The following is a 19,936-nucleotide window of genomic DNA, read 5'->3' as shown; positions in this document are numbered from 1 at the left end:
GCGCGCGCCTAAGCGCTCGTCCATGACGAAGCTTCCTGTCGCCGTCGTCCAGGCCGCACCGATCCCGCTCGATTTTCAGGGTGGGATCGACAAGGCCGTGACCCTCGCCCGCGCAGCGGTGGAGAACGGGGCGAGGGTGGTCGCTTTCGGCGAGACCTTTCTCGGCGGCTACCCGCTGTGGCTCGACGAGGCGCCGGGCGCGGCCTTGTGGGACCATCCGGGGGCGAAGGCGCTGCACCGGATCATGTTCGAGCAGGCGGTGGTGCCCCAGGATGAGCGGCTGCTGCCCTTGCAGGATCTCGCCGACGCGAGCGGTGCAACCATCAGCATCGGCGCACACGAACGGGTGCGGCGTAGCCTCGTCAACAACCAGCTGACCTTCCGCCCCGGCCTGCCGGTGTTGGATCACCGCAAGCTGGTCCCCACCCACGGCGAGCGCCTGATCTGGGCGCGCGGCGATGGATCAACGCTGGGCGTGCATCAGGCGGATTGGGGCCGCCTCGGCACGCTGATCTGCTGGGAGCACTGGATGCCCTTGGCGCGCGCGGCGATGCACAACCTTGGCGAGGACGTGCACATCGCCGCATGGCCGACGGTGCGCGAGAGCCACCAGATCGCCTCGCGCCACTATGCGATGGAGGGCCGTTGCTTTGTGCTGGCGGCGGGGCTGGTGCAGACGCGCTACGATTTGCTCGACGGGCTGGAGCGGGTCGGCGGCGATGGCGAAGCGCGCGAGTTGCTGGAGGCGATCCCTTCGCAAGTGCTCAACCGCGGCGGCTCCCTGATCGCCGCTCCCGACACCCGCGTGATCGCGCAGGCAGGCGAGGGGGAGGAGACGCTCCTTGCCGAACTCGATCTTGCCGAAGTGGCCGAGGGGCTGACAAACCTCGATACCGACGGGCATTATGCGCGGCCGGATGTGTTCGAGCTGACGGTCGATACGCGGGCGAAGAATGGGGTTAACTGGCAGTGACCTTCGCCGCTACCGTCGTCACGCTCTATCCCGAGATGTTCCCGGGGCCGCTCGGGCACTCCATTGCGGGGCGCGCGCTTGCCGAGGGCAAGTGGGCCTGCGAGACGGTGCAGATCCGCGACTTCGCCACCGACAAGCACCGCACGGTCGACGATACCCCCGCAGGCGGCGGGGTGGGGATGGTGCTCAAGTGCGACGTGCTGGCGCGGGCTTTGGATAGTGTGACGGGGGAAGAAGAATCCCGTTCGTCTCGAGCGAAGTCGAGAGACAGTGGCGCGGAGCTTACCCAAGGTGTCTCGACTTCGCTCGACACGAACGGAGTTGGGGGGCAGCGCCCCATCCTCGCCATGACCCCGCGCGGCATACCCATCACCCAGTCGCGCATCCGCGAGCTTGCCGCAGGCCCCGGGGTCATCATCCTGTGCGGCCGTTTCGAGGGGTTCGATGAACGCCTGTTCGAGGCCCGCCCGCAGATCGAGCAGGTCTCCCTTGCCGACATCGTCCTTAGCGGCGGCGAGATGGCGGCGCTTACCCTCCTTGACGCTTGCATTCGCCTCATTCCCGGCGTAATGGGCGCCGCTTCAAGCGGGGCGGAGGAGTCGTACGAAAACGGCCTTCTCGAATACCCGCACTATACCCGACCTCAGGAATGGGAAGGGCGCACGATCCCCGAAGTGCTGCGATCGGGGGATCATGCGAAGATCGCGGCGTGGCGCAAGCTGCAAAGCGAAAACGACACACGGTCACGCAGGCCGGACTTGTGGGAGCGCCATGAGGGCGCTCGGGTCCAGTCTGCCTCTGGCGCGCGGCGCAAAACCAAGGAATCGGACCAGTGAACCTGATCCAGCAGATTGAAGCCGAAGAAATCGCCAAGTCTGGCAAGGACATCCCTGAATTCCGCGCAGGCGACACCGTCCGCGTCGGCGTGAAGGTGAAGGAAGGCAACCGCGAGCGTATCCAGGCCTATGAAGGCGTCGTGATCGCCCGCTCGAACCGCGGCATGGGTTCGAACTTCACCGTGCGCAAGATGAGCTTCGGCGAAGGTGTTGAGCGCGTCTTCCCGCTCTACTCGCCGATCGTCGAAAGCATTACCGTGGTCCGCCGCGGCGTGGTGCGCCGTGCCAAGCTCTACTACCTGCGCGGCCGCACCGGCAAGAGCGCGCGCATCGTCGAGCGCAAGGCGACTGCGCCCAAGGCGTAGGCGCTTCCGGCCAGCAATTCGAAGGGCGGCTCCGCAAGGGGCCGCCCTTTTCGATTCCGGCCCCTATTTCGTCATTGCGAGCGTCAGCGAAGCAATCCAAGGACAGACCATGGATTGCCGCGCAACCTAGCGGTTGCTCGCATGACGAGGTGACTTTTGGAATGCGTTTCATCCTTGCTGCCGCCACGCTTTTTCTCGCCGCTCCAGCCATGGCGGAGGCTCCCATGACTGAAGCCGCGCCCACACTGACCTTCGAGCGCGTCTTCGCATCGCCCTCGCTCGACGGGCCTGCTCCGCGGCAGGTCAAGCTCTCCCCCGATGGGCGCTTCCTCACCCTGCTCAGGAACCGGCCCGAGGAGCGTGAGCGCTACGACCTGTGGGGCTACGACATCGAGACCCGCGAATGGCGGATGCTGGTGGACTCGGCGAAGCTCGGTTCGGGCCGCGAACTTTCCGAGGACGAAAAGATGCAGCGCGAGCGGGCCCGCGTCGGCAGCCTCAAGGGGATCATTTCCTACCAGTGGGCGAGCGACGGCGCTGGCGTTCTGGTGCCGCTGGATGGCGATCTGTTCCTCGCCAGGCTCGATGGCACCGTCACCCGCCTCACTGACACCGAGGCGAACGAACTCAACCCGGGCCTGTCGAGCAAGGGCGGATATGTCAGCTTCGTGCGCGATCGGCGGCTGTGGGTCGGCCCGGTCGGCGGGGAGACGCAGCCGGTCACGCCCGCAGGAGAGGCCGAGACGATTCGCTGGGGCGAGGCCGAGTTTGTCGCTCAGGAGGAGATGCACCGGCTCCAGGGTTACTGGTGGAGCCCCGACGACCGGCGCATCGTCGTCCAGCGCACCGAAGAGGCAAGCGTGGGCGTGGTGACCCGCGCAGCGATCGGCGCCACGGGCACCAAGGTCTTCGACCAGCGCTATCCGGCGGCCGGCACCGATAACGCGGTGGTCGACCTCTACGTGATCGACCCGGACGGGGGGAACAAGATCAAGGTCGATCTCGGGCTCAACGCGGACATCTATGTCGCCCGGGTCGACTGGGCGCCCGATGCCTCGGCGATCTATGTCCAGCGACAGGACCGGGCTCAGACCCGGATAGACGTGCTCAAGGTCGATCCCGCGACGGGGGCGAGCGCGATCTGGTTCACCGAGAAGGCGGCGCGGTCCGATTACTGGATCAACCTCACCGACAATTACCGCTTCCTCAAAGACGGCAGCCTGCTGTGGTGGTCCGAGCGCGACGGCTTCGGGCACTTCCACCGCTTCGCGAGCGGGCAATGGACGCAGCTCACCCGTGGCACTTCCCCCACCACCACGCTGGTGGGCCTCGACGAAGCTGCGGGCACCTTCACCTATCAGGCCGTCAAGGACGTGCTCACCCAGCAGGTCTACCGCGCGCGGCTCGACGGGACGGGCGAGCCGGAACTGCTCACCGACCCCGCCTTCACCAACGCCGCGAGCATGGATGGGAAGGGGCGGCTGCTCTATGTCACGCGCTCGGCGCCGGGCCAGCCGCCGCAATCCTACCTCGCCACGCCGGACGGCAAGCAGGTGGCGTGGATCGAGGAAAACCGGGTCGCAGGCGAGCATCCCTACGCGCCCTTCCTCGCGGGCCACGTCGTCCCGGAATACGGCACGATCGCCGCCGAGGACGGCACGCCGCTGCACTGGATGATGCTCAAGCCGAAGATGGAACCCGGCAAGCGTTATCCGGTGTTCTTCAGCCACTATGGCGGGCCGGGCCCGCAGATGGTGACCAAGGGCTGGGGCGGGGCGCTCGCACAGGCGATCGTGGACCGGGGCTATATCTACTTCGTCCTCGACAATCGCGGGTCGGCCAACCGCGGCGTGGACTTCGAACAGCCGATCTACCGCGCGATGGGCGGGGCCGAGGTGCGCGACCAGAAGGCGGGAGCTGAGTTCCTCAAGAGCCTGCCTTTCGTCGATCCGGCCAAGATCGCGACCTATGGCTGGTCCTATGGCGGCTACATGACGCTGAAGATGCTTGAAGCCGACCCTGGCCTTTATGCCGCCGGGATCGCGGGTGCGCCGGTCACCCGTTGGGAGCTCTACGACACCCACTACACCGAGCGCTACATGGGTGATCCGCGCGAGATGAAGGCGGCGTACGACAAGGCGAGCGTCATTCCGGATGCCACGAAGATCGCCGATCCGATGCTGCTGATCCACGGCATGGCCGATGACAATGTCGTGTTCGAAAACGCCTCCGAGCTGATCTCGGTGCTCCAGGAAAACAACGTGCCCTTCGAGATGATGCTCTACCCCGGCTACACGCACCGGGTGTCGGGGCCGAAGATCGGGCCGCACGTCTGGAACGGCATCTTCCGCTTCCTCGCGGCGCACGGGGTGACGCCTCCTACCAAGGAATAGGTCTGCATAGGACCTTTGCGGTTGCGCTCGGGCGAGCGCACGCTATCTCGCGAGGCCCAAGTCTCAGGAGAATGCCAAGTGGGTTACCGGGTGGCAGTGGTCGGCGCGACCGGCAATGTCGGGCGCGAGATGATGCAGGTCCTCGCCGAGCGCGAGTTTCCGTGCGACGAGGTCGCCGCGGTCGCCTCGAGCCGCTCGGTCGGTACCGAGGTCGAGTTCGGGGACACGGGCAAGATGCTCAAGTGCAAGAACATCGAGCATTTCGACTTTGCCGGATGGGACATTGCGCTGTTCGCGGCCGGGAGCGGCCCGGCCAAGGAATATGCCCCCAAGGCGGCCGCTGCCGGCTGCGTCGTGATCGACAATTCCTCGCTCTACCGCATGGACCCCGATGTGCCGCTGATCGTGCCGGAGGTGAACCCGGATGCGATCGACGACTATGCCAAGCGCAACATCATCGCCAACCCCAACTGCTCGACCGCGCAGCTGGTGGTGGCGCTGAAGCCGCTCCATGATGCCGCGACGATCAAACGGGTGGTAGTGAGCACCTACCAGAGCACTTCGGGCGCGGGGAAGGCCGGGATGGACGAGCTCTTCGCCCAGAGCCGCGCGATCTTCGTCGGCGATCCGGTCGAACCCGCCAAGTTCACCAAGCAGATCGCCTTCAACGTCATCCCGCACATCGATAGCTTCCTCGACGACGGCTCGACCAAGGAAGAGTGGAAGATGGTGGTCGAGACCAAGAAGATCCTCGATCCGAAGATCAAGCTCACCGCGACCTGCGTGCGCGTGCCTGTGTTCGTCGGGCATTCCGAAGCGGTCAATATCGAGTTCGAGAACGAGATTTCGGCGAGCCAAGCGATGGACATTCTGCGCGAAGCCCCCGGCGTGATGCTGGTCGACAAGCGCGAGGACGGCGGATACATCACCCCCATCGAATGTGTCGGCGATGCCGCGACCTTCGTCAGCCGCGTGCGCGAGGACCCGACGGTCGAGAACGGGCTCACCATGTGGGTGGTCTCGGACAACCTCAGGAAGGGCGCCGCATTGAACGCGGTGCAGATCGCCGAACTGCTCGGCCGCCGCCACCTGAAGAAAGGGTGAGGCCGATGCGGGGCATCTCGATCGCGCTGGCAGCGGCACTTGTCCTTGCCGGGTGCAACGGCGGCGGGGCGCCCAACGCCCCCGCGACGCCCGAGGCCGGTGATGCGCAGGCTCCGGTCAGCGCCAATTCCGCCGAGTTGCGCGGCAAGGGGCTCGTCGCCGGGGCGGAGGCCTTCTACTTCGACGCCGGCCAGGCCGAGGTCGAGGCGGCGCTCGCCAAGGCCTTGGGGCCGAAACTGCGCAGCGGCGAAAATGGCGAGTGCGGGGCCGGACCGATCACCTTCACCGACTTCGCGGGCGGGCTCACCGCGCACTTCCAGGAGGGCAAGCTGGTCGGCTGGAACTGGCACGGCCCGCAGGACGGCGACCGCGCCGCGACAGGGACCGTCACCTTTGCCGGGCCCGTGCAGCTCGGTGCCCCGCGCGCCGCGGTCGAGGCCAAGCCCGGCTTCGCCAAGGTCGAAGACAGCACGCTGGGCGAGGAATTCATGCTCGGCGAGGATGTCGGCGGCTTCATCGAGGGCGACGCCGTCTCGATGCTCTATGCCGGAACGCAGTGCTTCTTCCGCTGAGGACCAGGCGGTGACTCTGCAGGCGGACCTGTTCTTCAGCTTCCGCTCGCCATATTCCTATCTCGCCATCGGGCGTTATTGGGCACTTGTGCAAGAATACGACCTCGCGATCGCGCTGCGCACCGTGCTTCCCATCGCGATCCGCGATCCTTCGATCCTCTTCACCGGCAACCCGAACGTGGGGCGCTACATCTTCATGGACGCCGCCCGCAGCGCGCAGATGCTTGGCCTGCCGTTCCGCTGGCCGCGCCCCGACCCGGTGGTCCAGAACCTCGCCACCCGCGAAATCGCCGCCGAGCAGCCCTACATCCACTGGCTTTGCCGGATGGGGCAGGCGGCTGAGCGGCGCGGGCTCGGCCTTGCCTTCGCGAACGAAGTCTCGAAGATCATCTGGGACGGCAGCACCGATGATTGGTTCCTGGAGGACCATATGTATCCGGCCTGCGCGCGGGCCGGGCTCGACTTCTGCGAGCTCGACGGGGAGGCGCAATACGAGGCGCAAGCGCTCGATGCGGAGATCGCCGCCAACCAGGCAGCGCTCGAGGCGGCGGGGCACTGGGGCGTGCCGACGCTGGTGTTCAGGGGCGAGCCATTTTTCGGGCAAGACCGAATCGCCATGGCCCAGTGGCGCATGGAGCAACACGGCCTCAGGCGGCGCTGAACCGACCTATTCGGACAGCGCCACGGGCTCGCCCGGACGCTTGTTCTTGCGCATCAGGAAGGCGAGCGGCGCGGCGGCGAGCGTGATCCACATCATCGCCCAGAAATGGTGGATATAGGCGATCATCGCCGCCTGCCGCGTCACCTCGGCATCGAGCAGCACCAGCGCCCTGTCGCCCAGCGCCTGGAAGCGGTCGACGGTGGAGAAGTCAATCACACTGCCCGTCGCCGCCGTCACGTTGATGCCGAGATCGGCGTGGGCGGTCTGCGCAAGGCCGCACATCATCGAGGCGAGGATGAAATCGGCCACCGAGCCGATGAACAGCGTGCGCGCGCCGATGCGGTCGGACAGCCACCCGGTCACCGGCAGCGCCACCGCCGAGGCGATGATGTAGCTGGTCAGCACCCGGGTGATCGTGTCGACCGTCACCCCGAGCGAGCTCTGCATATGCGGCAGGGCGACATTGGCGATAGTGGTGTCGAGGATCTGGAGCAGTGAGGCAGCCATCGCCCCGGCGATCATCAGCGGATAGTTGCGCGAGACCAGTTCGGGCACATCGCCCGCTGGCCCTCGCGCCCGGGTGCCGGCGAGACGTCCGGGAGGCTGTGCGGGCGCGGCCCGGGTCGCCATGTCAGCGCTTCGCGGCCCGGTCGGTGAAGACCGTCACCTCACTCGAGAGCCCCGCGATCAGCCGCCGTGAGCTCTGCCCGTCGATTGCGATGCGCAGCGGCACGCGCTGAGTGACCTTGACCCAGTTGCCGGTGGCATTCTGCGCCGGCAGCACCGAGAACTCGGACCCCGTCCCGGCGCCGATGGTGGCGACCCGGCCCTTGAGCACGACATCGGGGTAGGCATCGAAGCGGATCTCCGCCCGCTGGCCCACCGCCATGTCGGCAAGATCGGTCTCCTTGAAGTTTGCCTCCACATAGGTCGAATTCTCGCGCACCAGCGTCAGCACGGGAAGGTTGGGGACGGCCTGCTGGCCAACCTGCAAACGTTCCGCCTGCGCGATACGCCCGGCGGCTGGCGCGCGCACCTCGGTGCGGCGCAGCGAGAGCTGGGCATTGGCGCGTCGCGCCTCGGCGACGGCGATCTGCGGGTTGACGCCCGGGACCGCCGGACCGCTGGCGAGCCGCGCGCGCGCCTCGCGCTGGCGATCTTGCGCCTGGCGCACCCCCTCGCGGGCCTGCAACACCTGCTGCTCTGCGGCTTCGTATTCGGCCTTCGTCGAGAAGCCGCGCTCACGCAGCGCACGGACCCGCTCGAAGCGCGCCTCGGCAAAGGCGACGTCGCTGCTGGCCGCCTCGATGTCCGTGCCGGTCAATTGGGAAGCGTTGCTGAGCGCGATCACGTTGGCCTGCGCCGAGGCAATCGCCGCGTTTGCCTCGTTGATCTGTAGCCGGAATGGCTCGGGATCGATGCGGAAGAGTAGCTGCCCGGCCTGTACCACGTCGCCGTCCTTGACGAGGACTCCGGTGATCGCTCCACCGACTTCCGCGCTCACCGAGACTATGTCCTGCTTGAGGTAGGCGCTGTCGGTCGAGACCTTGCCGGCAATGCTCTGCCAGTAGAGCAAGGCGCCGATTGCCAGACCGACCGGCACGATCAGCATGAGAGTCCAGCACAGCCACGGGCGGCGCGTGACGGCAGCCTCGGCTGCGGGCGATGCGAGCGGCGTCGCGCTACCGGTGCCGCTGGCGGGGGTGCGGGCGGGATCGGCGTCAGCCATGAAGAGCCTCCGGCTGGCGGGCAGCGACAAGGTTGGCGGCGATCCGGTCGAGCAGATCAGCGCAGACCTCGCGCTCATGGGTGCTGAGGTCGAAGAGCATCTTTTCCGTCATTGCCGCGATGCTGACGCGCGGGCGGGTGACGATTCCCGCGGCTCTTGTCGGTCAGGTGCAGGATTCGCGCACGGCGGCCGGCGGGGTCGCTCTGCCGCTCGATCCAGCCGGCGTCCTCCAGCCGATCGACGATCCGGGTGAGGGTGATCGGCTCGACTGCGAGGCGTTAGGCATAGAAGGCTTGGTTCTGGTCCGGCTGCCGCGCGAGGCTGAGTAGCAGCCGCGCCTGCGGACCAGTTAGGCCGAGCCGCGCACCCGCTCGCCGAAGAGGCGGCGCGAATGGCGCGAATTGTCGGCGAGTCGGTAGCCGATGTCGTCAATCAGAAATCCACATACAATAAGCTTGCTTACTATCTTCAAGCGCGCTGGCGTGCCGGGGCGGGACGCGCTAGCAGGCGCGTGATGACCCTCACGACCGAACATTTCGCCTCCTTCGAAAGGACGTGTCTCGCTGTCCACGCGGTGGGTGAGGGGCCGCCTGTGATCCTGCTCCACGGGCTTTTTTCCTCAGCGCAGATGAACTGGATCAAGTGGGGCCACGGCGATCGACTGGCGGCGGCGGGGTTCCGGGCGATCATGCTCGATTTCCGCGCGCATGGCGAAAGCGCCGCGCCGCACGATCCGGCTGCCTATCCCACGGGCGTGCTGGTGCGCGACGTTGCCGCGCTCGCGGAACACTTTGCGCTTGCCCCCGGCGCCTTCGATCTCGTCGGCTTCTCGCTGGGCGCGCGCACGGCGGTCCATGCGGTCGCCAGCGGCGTACTCGAGCCGCGGCGGCTGGCCGTATGCGGGATGGGTGTGGAGGGTCTCGCCGGCTGGTCGCGCCGGGCGGACCACTTCAAGCGGGTGATCGACGAGTTCGACACGATCAAGCCGGGCGATCCGGCCTACACCGCGCGCACCTTCCTCAAGTCGCAGGGCACCGACCGGGTAGCGGCGCGATTGCTGCTCGATGCGATGGGCAATTTCGACCTCGCCGCGCTCGCCGCCATCGCCATGCCCACCGCCGTCATCTGCGGTGCTGACGACCGCGACAATGGCTCGGCAGAGGAACTTGCCGCGCTGATCCCCGGGGCACGCTATATCGAGGTGCCCGGCGGGCACCTGAACTCGGTCACCTTCCCCGAACTCGGCGAGGCGGTCGCCTCGTTCCTCGCCGAGAGCGGCGACGGGCGCGCAGCACAGCCCTGATGTCGGACCGGCGCCCGCTGACCGTCGTCGGGTGGCGCGAGATCGTCAGCCTGCCGGAACTGGGCCTTGCGGGCATCCCGGCCAAGATCGACACCGGCGCGCGCACCTCTTCGCTGCACGCCCATGTGCTCGAGGATTTTTCCCGGGACGGAAGGCGTTTCGTGCGTTTCGCGGTTGACTGGGACGGCGTGCGTCACCAGTGCGAGGCCGTCCATGTCGATGTGCGCGGCATCACGAGTTCCAACGGCGACCAGCAGACGCGCTTTGTCATCAAGACGCCGCTCAAGATCGGTAAAATGACGTTCCGGGCGGAGATCAGCCTGGCGGACAGATCCCAGATGCAATTCCCGATGCTGATCGGGCGCACCGCGCTCAGGCGCCGGATGGTGGTGGATAGCGGCCATTCCTGGCTGCAATCACATGCGATAACGCATAAGGGGCCCGTCCGCCGGTAAGACGCCGGGTTCGAAAGGGTCTTCATGAAAATCGCGATGCTGGCGCGCAACGCCAACCTCTACTCGCACCGGCGGCTGAAGGAAGCCGCCGAGGCGCGGGGGCACACGCTCGACATACTCAACACGCTGCGCTGCACCGTGCACATCGCCAGCCACCGGCCGCAGGTCTTCTACAACGGCGCGCCGATCGCCGCCTACGACGCGGTGATCCCGCGCATAGGGGCATCGATCACCAATTATGGCCTCGCGATCCTGCGCCAGTTCGAGATGAGCGGGATCTGGTCCCTCAACGAAAGCGTCGCGATCGGCCGGAGCCGCGACAAGCTGAGGAGTTTGCAAATCCTCGCCAAGCATGGGCTGGGCCTACCGCTCACCGCCTATGCCAACGATCCCAAGCAGGCCGAGGAGATCATCAGGGCCGTGAAGGGGCCGCCGGTGGTGATCAAGCTTCTCGAGGGGACGCAGGGCATCGGCGTGGTGCTCGCCGAGACGATGTCGAGCGCCAAGTCGGTGATCGAGGCATTCCGCGGCGCCAACGTCAACATCCTCGTCCAGGAGTTCATCAAGGAGGCGGACGGGGAGGACATCCGGGCGCTGGTGGTCGGCGGCAAGGTCGTCGCCTCGATGAAACGCCGGGGCGCTGCGCACGAATTCCGCTCCAACCTTCACCGCGGCGGGAGCGCCGAGGTGATCAGGATCACGCCGGAGGAACGCTCAACCGCGGTGCGGGCAGCCAGGCGGATGGGCTTGAACGTGTGCGGGGTGGACATGCTGCGCAGCAATCACGGGCCGGTGATCATGGAGGTCAATTCCTCGCCCGGCCTCGAGGGGATCGAGACCGCCACCGGCAAGGACATTGCCGGGCAGATCATCGATTTCATCGTCGCCAACGGCAAGAACGGTTCGACCAAGACCAAGGGACGGGGCTAACCGCCCGCCTGCCGCACCCCGCGCGATGTTTCACGTGAAACACGCCTGCGATGCCGGGTCGAGAGGGGGTCTGGCGGACGCGGAGGGGGATCTGGCGGGGGCCAAGCCGGGGTCTGGCCCCGGTCTAAGCCGGGTCAGGCGTTGCGCACGCTCAGCCCGCCGTCGACCGGGATCGCCGCGCCGGTGATGTAGCTGGCGGCCGGAAGCACCAGGCTAAGGATCAGGTGCGCAACCTCCTCGGGCTCGCCGTAGCGATGCAACGCGGTGCGGCGCCTGGCGAAGGCGCTCTTGTGCTCCTCGGACAGGCGCTCGGTCATCGCGGTGCGGATCGGGCCGGGGCACACGCAGTTGACCGTGATCCCCTCGGGCCCGAGATCGACCGCCAGGCCGCGCGAGAGGCCCACCACCCCGGTCTTGGCGGCGACATAAGGCGTATCCCCCGGCATCGCGCCCAGCCCTTCGGTCGAGGCGATGTTGACGATCCGCGCCGCATCGCTCTGCCGCAGCCACGGGAGCGCCGCGCGCACCATGCGCTGGTGCGCGGTGAGCATCACCGAAACCGCGCGATGCCAGACCTCCTCGTACGCTGGATCCTCGAGCGGGCAGAAGCTCGAGACACCGGCGTTGTTGAGCAGGATGTCGATGCGCCCGAAATCGGCGGCGATCGCGGCGGCGGTGCGGGTGATCGCCTCGCCGTCAGAAACGTCGAGCGCATAGGCCCGGGCGCCGTTCCCGCACTCGGCCACGACCGCCTCGCAGGCGGCAAGATCGAGGTCGGTCACCGCGACATGCGCGCCCTCGGCGGCGAACAGCCGCGCTGCGGCACGGCCCATGCCGCTCGCGGCGCCGGTGACGATGGCGACGCGCCCGGCGATCGAGCGCGAGAGGTTGAGTTCGGTCATGCTGGGCACCTTACCGGAACGGCGGCTCGTTGAAGGCACGCAGCTTGCGGCTGTGCAGCCGGTCGCCCTCGCCGCGCAGCATCGCGCAGGCGACGAGGCCGATCTGGAGGTGCGCCGCGATGGCTTCCTCGTAGAACTTGTTGGCCTGTCCAGGCAGCTTGATCTCGCCGTGCAAGGGTTTGTCCGAGACGCACAGCAGCGTCCCGTAGGGCACCCGGAAACGGTAGCCCTGCGTGGCTATGGTCGCGCTCTCCATGTCGATGGCGATCGCGCGGCTCTGCGAGAAGCGCTTGGCCGAGGAGGAGTAGCGCAGTTCCCAGTTGCGGTCGTCGGTGGTGACGACCGTGCCGGTGCGCATCCGCTGCTTGAGGTTTGCACCCTGCACGCCCGAGACCTGCTCGGCCGCCGCCGCCATCGCTTGCTGGACTTCGGCAATCGGCGGGATCGGCACCTCGGGCGGCAGCACCGGATCGAGCACGTGATCGTCGCGCAGATAGGCGTGGGCGAGCACGAAATCGCCGATCTTCTGGGTGGAGCGAAGCCCGCCGCAGTGGCCGATCATCAGCCACGCGTGCGGGCGCAGCACCGCAAGGTGATCGCAGATCGTCTTGGCATTCGACGGGCCGACCCCGATGTTGACGAGCGTGATCCCGCTGCCGTCCTCCCGGATCAGGTGATAGGCGGGCATCTGGTGGCGGCGCCATGCGGTATCGTTCAGCTGCCCCTGCGCGTGGGGGGTCGGCTCGCGGATGTCGAGACCCGCCGCGCCGGTCAGCGCGACGAAGCCGTCCGTGCCGATCTGGGTTGCCCCCCAGTTCACGAATTCATCGACATAACGGTGGTAGTTGGTGAACAGGATATAGTCCTGAAAATCGCTCACCTCGCTGCCGGTGTAGTGCTTGAGGCGGGCAAGCGAGTAATCGGTGCGAAGCCCGTCGAACAGCGACAGCGGGATGTCCGAGGTGCCGTCGATCTCGATGCCGTCGGCAAGTTCGTCGCCGATGAGGGCAAGGTCGGTCGATGGGAAATGCGCGGCGATGTCCTGCGGGGCGATCCCCACCATCTCCGCCCCCGCCTCGCTGTCGAGGACATAGGGGAAGGGGATTTCCTGGCGCGAGCGGCTGACCGTGATATCGACGTCATAGGCACCGGCGATCAGTTCAAGCTGTTCGGTCAGGTAGCGCGCGAAAAGGTCCGGGCGGGTGATGGTGGTGACATAGGTGCCCGGCAATTCGAGCCGCCCGAAGGCCCGGGCCCGGTCGTGCGGGGCGCCCACGCCGTTGTAGCGCAGGGTAATCTGGGGATAGGCGTAGGATCCGTCGGCGCGGCGCGCGGGCGGGGGGATGGTGCCGTCGCGGCCGAAGGCGATCACATCGTCCCGCAGGGTGCGCACCGCTTCGTCGTAATGCTGCTGAAGCTCCTCGAGGATCCCCGGAATGTCGATCATGGCAGTTGCTCTGCTCCTTTGTTGTTATGGTTGTATGGCAGCACCTTCGCGCGTGCGGGCGCTGTTTACAAGAAGGGCGCGAAGATCATGGTGATCTTCGCGCCCTTCCTTGTTTCGGGCCGGTGAAGGCCGGAGGACTTAGGCGTCCTCGCCGCCTTCGAGCAGTTCGGCGGGGATTTCACCCGGCTCGAGGCTGGTGTCGATGCGGGTCGCTTCGGCCTGCTCTTCGATCTCGCGCTGTTCGTCGGCGAACATCTGGGCGAGCACGTCGACGCCCTCGCTCTGGAGCTTGGCTTCATCGTCCGAACGGGCGACGTTGGCCTTCACGGTCACGCGCACTTCGGGGTGCAGGGCGATGGTCACGTCATGCATGCCGATGGTCTTGATCGGCGCGCCGAGGATGACCATGCGCTTGTCGACGCTGTGGCCCTGATCGGCGAGGCCGGCGACGATGTCGCGCACGCTCACCGAACCATAGAGCTGGCCGGCGTTCGAGGCGGCGCGGATCAGCACGACCTCGGCCCCGGCGACCTTCTCGCCCAGGCCTTCGGCGACAGTGCGACGCTCGGCGTTTTCCTTCTCGAGGCGCTCACGGTTGGCTTCGAAGACCTTCTTGTTGGCTTCGTTGGCGCGAAGGGCCTTCTTCTGCGGCAGCAGGAAGTTGCGCGCATAGCCGTCCTTCACGGTGACCACGTCACCGATCGAGCCGAGCTTCTCGATGCGCTCAAGGAGAATGATGTCCATGTCCCGTTCTCCTCTTACTTCACGATGAAGGGCAGCAGGCCGATCTGGCGGGCGCGCTTGATCGCCTGGGCCAGTTCACGCTGCTTCTTCGCCGAGACGGCGGTGATGCGCGAGGGCACGATCTTGCCGCGCTCGGACATGAAGCCCTGGAGCAGGCGCACGTCCTTGTAATCGATCTTGGGGGCGTCCTTGGCCGCGAACGGGCAGGACTTGCGGCGGCGGAAAAACGGGCGGGCCATCAGTCGCGCTCCTCACGGGTTTCGCGACGCTTACGCTCGCGGTCGTTCTTGCGCATCATCACCGAGGGGCCTTCCTCGTGGGCGTCCACGCGGATGGTCATGTAGCGGATGATGTCTTCGTTGATGCGGGTCTGGCGCTCGAGCTCTGCAACGACCGAGCCGGGGGCATCGATGTTCAGCAGCACGAAGTGCGCCTTGCGGTTGCGCTCGATCTTATAGGCGAGCGACTTCAAACCCCAGGTTTCGGTCTTGGTGACCTTGCCGTTGCCGGCTTCCACGATTTCGGTGGCTTGCGCCGCCAGCGCGTCGACCTGAGCCTGGCTCAGATCCTGACGCGCAAGAAAGACGTGCTCGTAGAGCGCCATCTTCTCGTCCTTTCACTACCTGCCGATCGCTGGCTGATCCTCGCGCTTTGCGCTCGGGGCCCCTCCGGCTTTCTTCCATATCCGCGGGGGCGTATCCCGCCGCGAAGCGCGGCCCCTTACAGCATCGCGGGCCAATTGCAAGTCTTGTCGGCAGGGAACCGGACGGGCAGGCGAGCGGTTTCTTGCCCGAATCGCAAAGGGGGAATTCCAAGTGCCGTCAGGACTGGTCGCACTGCTCGACGATGTTTCCGTGATCGCCAAGGCGGCTTCCGCCTCGATCGACGACGTGGCGGTCGCCGCCGGCCGCGCGGGCACCAAGACCGCGGGCGTGGTGATCGACGATGCCGCCGTCACGCCGAGCTACGTCACCGGCCTCTCGCCGGCGCGCGAGCTGCCGATAATCTGGAAGATCACCAAGGGCAGTTTGAAGAACAAGCTGGTCTTCCTGCTCCCCGGCGCGCTGCTGCTGTCCGAATTCCTGCCCGCCGCGATCACCTATCTGCTGATCGTGGGCGGGGCCTTCCTGTGCTATGAAGGCGCGGAAAAGGTGATGGAAAAGCTCGGCTTCGCCAAGCACGGCGAGACGCTGGAGGACGAGATCACCGATCCCGTCGCCTTCGAGAACGAGCGCGTCACCGGGGCGATCCGCACCGACTTCATTCTCTCGGCCGAGATCATGGCGATCGCGCTCGCCGAGGTCGCCGACGAGAGCCTCGTCATGCGCGGCGCGGTGCTGGCGCTGGTGGCGGTGGCGGTGACGGTCGCGGTCTATGGCGCGGTCGGGCTGATCGTGAAGCTCGACGATATCGGCCTCCACCTCACCAAGAAGGCGAGCGCGGGGGCGCAGGCCTTCGGGCGCTTCCTTCTGCGCTTCGTGCCCAAGCTGCTGACCGCGCTCTCCCTCATCGGCACGGCGGCGATGCTGTGGGTGGGCGGGCATATCGTGGTCGATAGCCTGCACAAGCTGGGCCTCGACTGGTTCTACGGCCCGATCCACGCCGCCGAACACGCGGTCCACGAGGTGGCGGGCGGGGTGCTCGGATGGCTGACGGCGACGACACTCTCGGCGATCTTTGGCCTCATACTCGGGAGCATTATCGCCTTCGTGCTGCACAAAGTGCTGGGTGTGGGCGCCGACAAGCCGCACTGAATCTTCGCCCCATGACCGCACCCGTGCTCTACACCTGCGCAGGATCGCGCGGCCTGCGGGCGACATGGGCGGCGGAAGAGGCAGGGGTCCAGATCGACCTCAACATCCTGCCTTTCCCCCCACGCCACCTCGCACCCGGCTATATGGCGATGAATCCGCTTGGCACTGTGCCGATGCTGGTGGACGGCGAGACGCGCATGACCGAGAGCTGCGCCATCGCCCACTACCTCGCCAGCAAGGACGGCCCGTCGGACCTCGTCATCGCGCCGGGCGAGCTTGATTACGCCGCCTATTGCGATTTCACCCACCACGCCGACGCGACGATCACCTTCCCGCAGACCGTCTTCATGCGCTTCGCCCTGTTCGAAAAGGACAAGGGCTTGCAGGAGGCCGGCCACGCCTATGCCCGGTGGTACTGGAAGCGGCTCGTGAAGGTCGAGCAGCGGCTCGCGGGGCGGAACTACCTGTGCGGCAACCGGTTCACCGTCGCCGACATCTGTGTCGGCTACGCGCTGGTCCTCTCGGCCCGCGTCGGCCTGGACGAGGGCGTGCCCGACAGCCTCAAGGCCTACCGCGAGCGCCTGACTGCGCGCCCCGCCTACCAGCGCGCCGTCGCGCGCGAGGAGGAGGGGCGCAAGGCGCTGCCCAACCGATCCTGACGCCGTCCCCGCCGCAGCGTCGAAGCAGATCGGCTGCATTCGGAATGATTTAAGAGTCTGGTCGTAAGTCTGCCCCCTCCTTTCGATGAGGTGGCGGGCGATGTCTTTCTACGGGTTTCTGGGGCTGGCTGCGGTCGTTTTCGTGCTGGCGCTGCGCTTTGTGGCATTTGTCGCCCGCACGGTGGTTGCAGCCGGAGGCAGGCCCCGGGCCGGTTCCGAGCCGCCCCGCGGGCGGCAGGCCGATTTCCGCACCGCTACCGGGTCAGAACCGCCCGAGAGCGAATGGCTCCGGCCCGAACCTCTTGTCAACGTGCTGCGTGCCGCCGCCGCCCGCGCCGACTTTGCCGCAGACGCTGCGCGCGCTGCCTCCGCCCGAGCCGAAGCCAAACGCAAGCACGAAGAACATTCGGCAGAGCTGCGCGACCGGTGGAACGCCCGCCGCGCGCCCGAGCCGGTGGAAGAACGCGCAACCGTGGTCCTGCGCAAGCAGATTCCCCCGCGCGACGAGCCTCCGCGCTCGTGGATCGGTGGCTTGCCGATGATGCCGGAGCATATCGCCTGGCCGCGCTTGATCAATGACGAGAAAGACGGTGACGAAGAAGAACCCTGTCACTTCATCTGCCAGATCGCCCTCGCCGATTGCCATCCCGACCTGTGGGGCGGGCTTGGCCCGCGCGAAGGCTGGCTCCTGCTGTTTGCCAACAGCAACCACCACGAAGGCAATTACAGCTTCGTCTACACCCGCGAACTTGGCCCCGAACGCACGCCGCCGGCCGATATCGGCCCGATCCATGACGGCACCTATACCGGCCAGACCACATGGACGGCGCGTGAGACGGTCTATCCGCGCTTCCCCGTCGATCTGGTCAGCATGCCCAACCGCACCTATGAACGTGACGGCGTCATCTATGCCTCGCCCGAAAATCTCGCCCAGCTCCTCTATGAAGGTCAGCCCATCGGCAAAACTGGCCCTTATCGCGGACTGAAAGAGCCTTTCACTTGGGGCTGCGTCGCGCTGGCTGCGCGCGCGGCGATCGCCGCGATCGACGATAGGAGCGCAAAGGTGACGTCTGACCGTTACCGGAGGAACATGCGCGAGAAGCTGCTCGCCCCCGGCGGGTTCGAGGGCGTGATCATCGCCAAGCGGTACGATGTCGATCAGATGCTGGCCAGCCAGGGCATGGATGCAGTCCTCGCCGCCGATCCGGCCACGCTCGACGAGGTCGGGCGCGGGCGGCTGGCCACTCTCGAGAAGCGGCGCGAGGCGCTGGCTGCGACCGAGGCGCTGCTCGAACGCTATCGCGATCCCGAGGCGCTGTTGGCCTTCCTTGATGATGAGGGCGAGCAGGCCTGGTGCGACGACGCCCGGGCGGTGCTGGTGGTGCTGGCCGACTATGCCGAGGAAATGGGCCGCGATGCGCCCCTTGGGGAGGCGGAATGGGAAACGATCTGCACACGCCTGGCCGGCTATGACAAGCCGATCTGGACGCTGGCATGGGGTCGCACCAGCGAGCGCGGTCTGCCGGTGACGGTGGACCAGCGCACACTGAGCATTGTCGAGCGTCTTGGTCATCACATGACCGCAGCCTGCGTCGACGAGGCCATGCGGTGCTATCTGGATCAGCGCCTGCGTGCCCTGATCCCGGCGGATGAACTGCCCGGGCTCGAGGCCCACCTGCGCGGCCTCGACGATAATCGCCCGTGCCGCATGGGCGGATACAGCGATGGGGTGCAGCACGACGTCGGTCCGCATCCCCATGGCAAGCTGTTGCTGCTGCAGATGTCCTGCGACTGGAACATGGGAACGCTGTGGGGCGATTGCGGGGCGATCTATGCCTTCATCTCGCCCGGGGATCTCGCGGCAGGCCATTTCGACAGGGCCGATGTCCACCTTGAATGTTACTGACGCCTTATCGGGCGCGGGTCCTGCATGATCCGGGCTCACCCCGGGATGCGCAGCATATCTCTTGAAGCCAAGCCATGGCAGATCGGCTATGGCCCCCGCTTCCGGCCCCGGCTGCCTTCTTGAGAATCGGAAAAACCCCTCCCTTGCGCCTCCAGATCAACGTCGAGCTCGATTACGGCCTTTCGCGCGCCTGCGACCTGCTGATGCAGATCGAGGCGGCCGCCATCCCCGAGCAAGCCATCGAGGCGGCGCATCTCGAACTTTCGCCGTGCGAACACTTCGCCCGCGTCCCGGCGCAGGATCATATCGGCGAGCGCATCTGGCTGAGGGCCGCCGACCGGTTTTCGGCCCAGTACCGCGCCACCGTCCGCATCGAGCGGATCCTGCGTGACGTCGCCACGCTCCCGGCCCTCCCGCCGCACCGGTTGCCCGGCGAGACGGTGCAATATCTCCTCCCCTCGCGTTACTGTGCCTCGCACCAGTTCACCGACTTCGTGAACGAGCGCTTCGGGCACCTTGCAGGCGGGGCTAAGCTCGCCGCGATGCGCGACTGGGTAGCTGGGCACATGACCTACACTTCGGGGGCGAGCGATACGGAGACCAGCGCGGTCGATACTTTCCATTCCGGCAAGGGGGTGTGCCGCGATTATGCGCATCTCCTCATCACGCTGGCGCGCGCGGGCGAGATCCCGGCGCGCTTCGCCAGCGTCTATGCGCCGGGGGTGAAGCCCCCCGATTTCCATGCCGTCGCCGAAGTCTTCCTCGGCGGCGAATGGCACCTCGTCGATGCGACCGGCATGGCGAAAGAGGCGGAAATGGCCAAGATCGGCATCGGCCGCGATGGCGGCGACGTTGCTTTCCTCACCGCTTTCGGCCCTCTGTTCTTGCGGGAGCAGAGCGTCTCGGTGACCGCGCTGCCGGACTGATCGGGGTCCCCCGGGGTGTCATCGCAGGCCTGATGGTTCCTCTCCAAGGTCGCGTCCGCAGCGGGTGCAGGTGCGGTTGGGCCAGGGCACCACGAAGATGCCCCGGAGGAAGGCGTTCTTGCCGCAAGCCGGGCAGTTGAAGCGCAGCATCGGCGTGTTGGCGACCACCAGCATGACGATCGCCGCAGCGAAGGCGAGCGTGGAGTGGCCGTAGAGGCGGTCCACCGCCAGCACCAGCAGCACCGCCAGCAGCAATACGCCCATCATCCGCCGGGCA

At 66.7% G+C, this 19,936-nt stretch carries 23 protein-coding genes; 14 read left to right on the top strand and 9 right to left on the bottom strand.

Translation table 11 applies throughout. From position 1 onward, the window contains the following. The first annotated feature begins 22 nt into the window (after positions 1-22). The 7 genes from OPU67_RS05295 to OPU67_RS05265 all read left to right on the top strand — a co-directional run bounded on the left by OPU67_RS05295 (position 23) and on the right by OPU67_RS05265 (position 6,904). The gene (locus OPU67_RS05295; protein WP_267618143.1) at positions 23-973 is read left to right on the top strand and encodes a carbon-nitrogen hydrolase family protein; all 951 of its coding nucleotides are present in this window, start codon (positions 23-25) and stop codon (positions 971-973) included. Next, positions 970-1,809, top strand: coding sequence for a tRNA (guanosine(37)-N1)-methyltransferase TrmD (trmD, locus tag OPU67_RS05290; RefSeq protein ID WP_267618141.1), 840 nt, complete (start codon positions 970-972; stop codon positions 1,807-1,809). Before OPU67_RS05295 ends, trmD begins: the two co-directional genes overlap by 4 nt. Then, a complete protein-coding gene (gene rplS, locus OPU67_RS05285) occupies positions 1,806-2,174 on the top strand; it encodes a 50S ribosomal protein L19 (RefSeq protein WP_069310445.1) in 369 nt (122 codons plus the stop codon). The genes trmD and rplS overlap by 4 nt, the downstream gene beginning before the upstream one ends. A gap of 161 nt (positions 2,175-2,335) precedes the next feature. Then, positions 2,336-4,567, top strand: coding sequence for a S9 family peptidase (locus tag OPU67_RS05280; protein ID WP_267618139.1), 2,232 nt, complete (start codon positions 2,336-2,338; stop codon positions 4,565-4,567). A gap of 78 nt (positions 4,568-4,645) precedes the next feature. Beyond that, positions 4,646-5,671 (top strand): aspartate-semialdehyde dehydrogenase, encoded by a 1,026-nt coding sequence (locus OPU67_RS05275; RefSeq protein WP_267618137.1) that lies wholly within the window; start codon positions 4,646-4,648, stop codon positions 5,669-5,671. A gap of 5 nt (positions 5,672-5,676) precedes the next feature. After that, on the top strand, positions 5,677-6,243 hold the full coding sequence (locus tag OPU67_RS05270) for an aspartate-semialdehyde dehydrogenase (RefSeq protein WP_267618135.1): 567 nt from the start codon (positions 5,677-5,679) through the stop codon (positions 6,241-6,243). Between the two features lie 10 nt (positions 6,244-6,253). Next, on the top strand, positions 6,254-6,904 hold the full coding sequence (locus tag OPU67_RS05265; protein ID WP_267618133.1) for a 2-hydroxychromene-2-carboxylate isomerase: 651 nt from the start codon (positions 6,254-6,256) through the stop codon (positions 6,902-6,904). 6 nt (positions 6,905-6,910) lie between these two features. Here OPU67_RS05265 and OPU67_RS16335 read toward each other — a convergent pair whose 3' ends face one another. The 3 genes from OPU67_RS16335 to OPU67_RS16365 all read right to left on the bottom strand — a co-directional run bounded on the left by OPU67_RS16335 (position 6,911) and on the right by OPU67_RS16365 (position 8,866). Further along, entirely contained in the window at positions 6,911-7,459 is a 549-nt protein-coding gene (locus OPU67_RS16335) for an MFS transporter (protein WP_324255343.1), read from the bottom strand. A 76-nt stretch (positions 7,460-7,535) separates the two neighbouring features. Continuing rightward, complete coding sequence (locus OPU67_RS05255) at positions 7,536-8,633, bottom strand: HlyD family secretion protein (protein WP_267618131.1); 1,098 nt, start codon at positions 8,631-8,633, stop codon at positions 7,536-7,538. A 74-nt stretch (positions 8,634-8,707) separates the two neighbouring features. Continuing rightward, complete coding sequence (locus OPU67_RS16365) at positions 8,708-8,866, bottom strand: hypothetical protein (RefSeq protein WP_420708963.1); 159 nt, start codon at positions 8,864-8,866, stop codon at positions 8,708-8,710. Positions 8,867-9,147: 281 nt separating this feature from the next. On the opposite strand from OPU67_RS16365, the gene OPU67_RS05245 reads away from it, so the two are divergent. From OPU67_RS05245 to rimK, 3 genes are read left to right on the top strand one after another with little or no spacing between them, the layout of a single operon-like run. After that, positions 9,148-9,936 (top strand): alpha/beta fold hydrolase, encoded by a 789-nt coding sequence (locus OPU67_RS05245; protein WP_267618127.1) that lies wholly within the window; start codon positions 9,148-9,150, stop codon positions 9,934-9,936. Further along, positions 9,936-10,391 (top strand): ATP-dependent zinc protease, encoded by a 456-nt coding sequence (locus tag OPU67_RS05240; protein ID WP_267618125.1) that lies wholly within the window; start codon positions 9,936-9,938, stop codon positions 10,389-10,391. Before OPU67_RS05245 ends, OPU67_RS05240 begins: the two co-directional genes overlap by 1 nt. Positions 10,392-10,415: 24 nt before the next feature. Further along, a complete protein-coding gene (gene rimK / locus OPU67_RS05235; RefSeq protein ID WP_267618123.1) occupies positions 10,416-11,321 on the top strand; it encodes a 30S ribosomal protein S6--L-glutamate ligase in 906 nt (301 codons plus the stop codon). Positions 11,322-11,455: 134 nt separating this feature from the next. Here rimK and OPU67_RS05230 read toward each other — a convergent pair whose 3' ends face one another. The 5 genes from OPU67_RS05230 to rpsF form a co-directional block, all read right to left on the bottom strand. Then, entirely contained in the window at positions 11,456-12,223 is a 768-nt protein-coding gene (locus OPU67_RS05230) for an SDR family NAD(P)-dependent oxidoreductase (RefSeq protein ID WP_267618121.1), read from the bottom strand. A 10-nt stretch (positions 12,224-12,233) separates the two neighbouring features. Beyond that, positions 12,234-13,670 carry an AMP nucleosidase gene (locus OPU67_RS05225; RefSeq protein WP_267618119.1) on the bottom strand — a complete coding sequence of 479 codons (1,437 nt, stop codon included), beginning with the start codon at positions 13,668-13,670 and terminating at the stop codon, positions 12,234-12,236. 138 nt (positions 13,671-13,808) lie between these two features. Continuing rightward, positions 13,809-14,414 (bottom strand): 50S ribosomal protein L9, encoded by a 606-nt coding sequence (rplI, locus tag OPU67_RS05220; RefSeq protein WP_267618117.1) that lies wholly within the window; start codon positions 14,412-14,414, stop codon positions 13,809-13,811. A gap of 14 nt (positions 14,415-14,428) precedes the next feature. Then, positions 14,429-14,653, bottom strand: a complete 225-nt coding sequence (rpsR, locus tag OPU67_RS05215; RefSeq protein WP_017665523.1) for a 30S ribosomal protein S18 — start codon at positions 14,651-14,653, stop codon at positions 14,429-14,431. Then, positions 14,653-15,018, bottom strand: coding sequence for a 30S ribosomal protein S6 (gene rpsF / locus OPU67_RS05210; protein ID WP_267618110.1), 366 nt, complete (start codon positions 15,016-15,018; stop codon positions 14,653-14,655). The genes rpsR and rpsF overlap by 1 nt, the downstream gene beginning before the upstream one ends. Positions 15,019-15,229: 211 nt before the next feature. Between rpsF and OPU67_RS05205 the strand changes: the two genes are divergently transcribed. The 4 genes from OPU67_RS05205 to OPU67_RS05190 all read left to right on the top strand — a co-directional run bounded on the left by OPU67_RS05205 (position 15,230) and on the right by OPU67_RS05190 (position 19,659). After that, positions 15,230-16,168, top strand: coding sequence for a DUF808 domain-containing protein (locus tag OPU67_RS05205; RefSeq protein ID WP_267618109.1), 939 nt, complete (start codon positions 15,230-15,232; stop codon positions 16,166-16,168). Positions 16,169-16,179: 11 nt separating this feature from the next. Then, the gene (locus OPU67_RS05200; protein WP_267618107.1) at positions 16,180-16,827 is read left to right on the top strand and encodes a glutathione S-transferase family protein; all 648 of its coding nucleotides are present in this window, start codon (positions 16,180-16,182) and stop codon (positions 16,825-16,827) included. Between the two features lie 100 nt (positions 16,828-16,927). Continuing rightward, positions 16,928-18,733, top strand: coding sequence for a DUF1963 domain-containing protein (locus OPU67_RS05195; protein ID WP_267618104.1), 1,806 nt, complete (start codon positions 16,928-16,930; stop codon positions 18,731-18,733). A 143-nt stretch (positions 18,734-18,876) separates the two neighbouring features. After that, complete coding sequence (locus OPU67_RS05190) at positions 18,877-19,659, top strand: transglutaminase-like domain-containing protein (RefSeq protein ID WP_267618102.1); 783 nt, start codon at positions 18,877-18,879, stop codon at positions 19,657-19,659. A gap of 18 nt (positions 19,660-19,677) precedes the next feature. Here OPU67_RS05190 and OPU67_RS05185 read toward each other — a convergent pair whose 3' ends face one another. After that, positions 19,678-19,926, bottom strand: coding sequence for a hypothetical protein (locus OPU67_RS05185; RefSeq protein WP_267618101.1), 249 nt, complete (start codon positions 19,924-19,926; stop codon positions 19,678-19,680). Between the last annotated feature and the right edge of the window lie 10 nt (positions 19,927-19,936).

Source organism: Erythrobacter sp. WG (genome assembly GCF_026586795.1).
Taxonomy (GTDB): domain Bacteria; phylum Pseudomonadota; class Alphaproteobacteria; order Sphingomonadales; family Sphingomonadaceae; genus Erythrobacter.
This window is presented reverse-complemented; position numbering and strand designations above follow the sequence as displayed.

Coding starts and splice junctions, on each gene's coding strand:
- rimK (WP_267618123.1), top strand. CDS start 10,416: ATGAAAATCGCGATGCTGGCGCGCAACGCCAACCTCTACTCGCACCGG.
- OPU67_RS05225 (WP_267618119.1), bottom strand. CDS start 13,670: ATGATCGACATTCCGGGGATCCTCGAGGAGCTTCAGCAGCATTACGAC.
- OPU67_RS05240 (WP_267618125.1), top strand. CDS start 9,936: ATGTCGGACCGGCGCCCGCTGACCGTCGTCGGGTGGCGCGAGATCGTC.
- OPU67_RS05195 (WP_267618104.1), top strand. CDS start 16,928: ATGTCTTTCTACGGGTTTCTGGGGCTGGCTGCGGTCGTTTTCGTGCTG.
- rpsF (WP_267618110.1), bottom strand. CDS start 15,018: ATGGCGCTCTACGAGCACGTCTTTCTTGCGCGTCAGGATCTGAGCCAG.
- OPU67_RS05200 (WP_267618107.1), top strand. CDS start 16,180: ATGACCGCACCCGTGCTCTACACCTGCGCAGGATCGCGCGGCCTGCGG.
- OPU67_RS05295 (WP_267618143.1), top strand. CDS start 23: ATGACGAAGCTTCCTGTCGCCGTCGTCCAGGCCGCACCGATCCCGCTC.
- OPU67_RS05185 (WP_267618101.1), bottom strand. CDS start 19,926: ATGATGGGCGTATTGCTGCTGGCGGTGCTGCTGGTGCTGGCGGTGGAC.
- rpsR (WP_017665523.1), bottom strand. CDS start 14,653: ATGGCCCGCCCGTTTTTCCGCCGCCGCAAGTCCTGCCCGTTCGCGGCC.
- OPU67_RS05270 (WP_267618135.1), top strand. CDS start 5,677: ATGCGGGGCATCTCGATCGCGCTGGCAGCGGCACTTGTCCTTGCCGGG.
- OPU67_RS05230 (WP_267618121.1), bottom strand. CDS start 12,223: ATGACCGAACTCAACCTCTCGCGCTCGATCGCCGGGCGCGTCGCCATC.
- OPU67_RS05255 (WP_267618131.1), bottom strand. CDS start 8,633: ATGGCTGACGCCGATCCCGCCCGCACCCCCGCCAGCGGCACCGGTAGC.
- OPU67_RS05280 (WP_267618139.1), top strand. CDS start 2,336: ATGCGTTTCATCCTTGCTGCCGCCACGCTTTTTCTCGCCGCTCCAGCC.
- OPU67_RS05245 (WP_267618127.1), top strand. CDS start 9,148: ATGACCCTCACGACCGAACATTTCGCCTCCTTCGAAAGGACGTGTCTC.
- rplI (WP_267618117.1), bottom strand. CDS start 14,414: ATGGACATCATTCTCCTTGAGCGCATCGAGAAGCTCGGCTCGATCGGT.